This window comes from Ferruginibacter sp. (genome assembly GCF_014377975.1).
Classification (GTDB): Bacteria; Bacteroidota; Bacteroidia; order Chitinophagales; family Chitinophagaceae; genus Ferruginibacter.
In genome coordinates, this window is record NZ_JACMOO010000229.1 from 1 (window position 1) to 2,988 (window position 2,988).

4 protein-coding genes are annotated in these 2,988 nt (G+C 37.6%); 2 read left to right on the plus strand and 2 right to left on the minus strand.

The features are described 5' to 3' along the window. Positions 1-216 precede the first annotated feature (216 nt). On the plus strand, positions 217-825 hold the full coding sequence (locus tag H7254_RS12460; protein WP_301933280.1) for a phosphoribosylglycinamide formyltransferase: 609 nt from the start codon (positions 217-219) through the stop codon (positions 823-825). Here the strand turns inward: H7254_RS12460 and H7254_RS12465 are convergent. Then, a complete protein-coding gene (locus H7254_RS12465) occupies positions 820-1,290 on the minus strand; it encodes a GNAT family N-acetyltransferase (protein WP_301933277.1) in 471 nt (156 codons plus the stop codon). The two genes, H7254_RS12460 and H7254_RS12465, sit on opposite strands and share 6 nt — an antisense overlap. Before the next feature lie 64 nt (positions 1,291-1,354). After that, on the minus strand, positions 1,355-1,831 hold the full coding sequence (gene msrB / locus H7254_RS12470; protein WP_301933278.1) for a peptide-methionine (R)-S-oxide reductase MsrB: 477 nt from the start codon (positions 1,829-1,831) through the stop codon (positions 1,355-1,357). Positions 1,832-2,065: 234 nt separating this feature from the next. On the opposite strand from msrB, the gene H7254_RS12475 reads away from it, so the two are divergent. After that, positions 2,066-2,662 (plus strand): adenylate kinase, encoded by a 597-nt coding sequence (locus H7254_RS12475; protein ID WP_301933279.1) that lies wholly within the window; start codon positions 2,066-2,068, stop codon positions 2,660-2,662. Positions 2,663-2,988 lie beyond the last annotated feature (326 nt).

Consider the following 2,988-nt stretch of genomic DNA (forward strand, 5'->3'; position numbering starts at 1 on the left):
AAAGGATGATTTTATCATCGGGCAATACTTCACAAACCATTCATTTAGTCCTAATTTTTAAAATAAGAAACTTCATAAAACCTGAATGACATTTTTTTCTTTTTTAACAAAAGAGGACATGCCGTATCGAATTGAGGAATTATTTTTATTAAATTTTGTTCCTTCAACAAAACTTTATTTTTGATCAATTTTTAAATCCAACCCATATTATTGACAATGGATTTTAGACACATTGCCATTTTTGCTTCAGGAGCAGGGAGCAATGCAAAACAAATTATTGAGCATTTCAAATTTCATACTACAATAAAGGTGAGTCTTATTGTATGCAATAAGCAGGGCGCCGGTGTTTTAAAACATGCCATTAATCACGAGGTGCCAACATTATTTATTGAGAAAGAAAGATTTTTTTCAGGAGACGGATATGTACCTCAATTATTTGCAGCTTCAATTGATTTTATTGTCCTGGCAGGGTTTCTATGGAAAATTCCCCTGTCAATTATCAAAGCATATCCAAATAAGATAATTAATATTCATCCTGCGTTGCTACCAAATTATGGAGGTAAGGGAATGTATGGGACCCATGTTCATACTGCGGTAATAGATGCAGGTGATAACAAAAGCGGCATTTCAATACATTATGTTGATGAGCACTATGACAACGGAGATATTATTTTCCAGGCTTATTGTGACATAGAAGCAAATGACAATCCTTCAACGCTTGCCGACAAGATCCACCTGCTTGAACATCAATATTATCCTAATGTAGTAGAAAAATGCATAAGAAATCTGGGAAGCAAAATCAAGTTAGCCGTTACTCAATTATAGCTCTTTTGTCATATAGACAACGCCGGGCAGTGGATTATTATAGTAAGACGTTGTTTTGATAAATCCATGGCGCTGGTACAATGCTATTGCCGGAACCAACTTGTCAAGTGTATCCAAAACCATTCTGGTATAACCCAATTCTTTTGCACGTTTGCTAAGGGCCTCTACAAGAGTTGTGGCAATACCCATATTTCTAAAATCCGGTTTTACATACAGGCGCTTCATTTCGCAGGTTTGTGTCAGGCTTATGGGTTGAAGGGCAATACAACCAACCGGCTCATTATTATAGAAGGCAATAAATAATGCTCCAGCAGGAGTTCCGTATTTTGAGAGAGGATCTTCAAGTTCCTGCGAAAAGTTTTGGAAAGATAGATCAACGTTCAGCTCTGTAGCATACTCAAGAAATAGCATGCAGGCAATGCCTGCAATATCCTTAATAGCTGAAGCATCTATTATTTCTTTCATTTTTGGATACGAAAAAAGCAAGCACCGCTTGCCTTTTAAATTCTACTCTTATTATCATAATCCCTTATTCTTTTCCATTCATCTCATCATATCTTTTTTCAGCTTCAGCGGCTTTGTCAAAATCCAACACCACACCATTAATACAATACCGCAAACCTGTAGGAGGGGGGCCGTCCTCAAACACATGACCCAGGTGCGACTTGCAACGTCCACATTGAACTTCAGTACGGTTCATACCATGTGCGTTATCTGGTGTGTAAATTATCGAAGCCTTTGAAATGGGTTCGTAAAAACTTGGCCATCCACACCCACTCTCAAATTTGGTGTCACTTTTAAATAAAGAATTTCCACAAACGGCACAATAATAAGTTCCAATTTCTTTGGATGTTTCAAATTTGCTGGTCCATTGTCGCTCAGTGCCTTTTTGCCTGGCAATATGGTATACCTCCGGCGAGAGTATCTCTTTCCATTGCTCTTCAGGCAGAACTACTTTTTCAGAGGCTGTTCTGGAATAAACAGGGTTTTCTTTTTTAATGTCCATAGGTTTAGTTTTATTTTTATGAAATCACAATGCTTTGAGTAAAGGAATTGTGCCAACTTATTTTAATAATTTACTTTCAACTCTTCAAACAAATACCGGTGGTTTCGGTTGAGATTTTATACTTAAAAGGGACCTTAAAACAATTCTAAAAACCATTTACAAGACTAACGATTGTTAAATGAATTATAAAGGTCAAGCCTTATATTTGCCGCTCAATAAGGTTAGCAAGCAAATATGTTCAACATTATTTTGTTCGGTCCTCCCGGCAGTGGTAAAGGTACGCAAAGCGAAAAATTGATCTTACAATACGGACTTAAGCATCTTTCCACAGGTGATTTATTACGAACAGAGATTGCCAGCCAGACTCCATTGGGCCTGGAAGCTAAAAATTTTATGGATAAAGGCCAGTTGGTACCTGATGAGGTTGTAATTGGTATGATTAGCACTGCCCTTGATGCCAATTCAAAAGCAAATGGGTTTTTATTTGATGGCTTCCCCCGAACCAAGGCACAATCAGAAGCTCTGGACAAACTTTTGAAACTTAAGCAAACAGAAATTGGGGTTGTATTATCCCTTCAGGTAAGTGAAGAAGAATTGGTTAAACGATTATTAAATCGCGGTTTAACCAGTGGCCGTACTGATGATAATAACGAAGAAGTGATCAGGGAGCGGATTGCTGAATATCATCGCAAGACCTCTGCTGTTGCCGATCATTACCAAACATTTGAAAAGGTGGTTGCCATACCCGGCGAAGGTTCCGTAGATGAAATATTCGAAAGTCTTTCTGCTGAGATAGACCATAGAATGAGTGCGCACACCACTTTTAGATAATCTATCCTTTCTTTTAATTACAATCATAGATGCGGAAGGCATGTAATGTTATTATACCGCCATCTGTTTCCAGGTAACGCGACCATAAATTGTACTTACCAATAGTCAAATTTTTTCCCGTTTCTCTTTCAATTTATAGCTTTCCCCAATCCTAATGTATTGCATGTTATTTTGTAATGGCTAACAATTGTTAGTTTTGATTCAATATAAAAACGTATGAATAAATTGGGGAATTATGTAACCGGTGAATGGATTACAGGTGATGGTGAAGGACAATTGTTATACGATGCCGTAACCGGCGAAATCTTTGTTTCGGCCACGGCTAA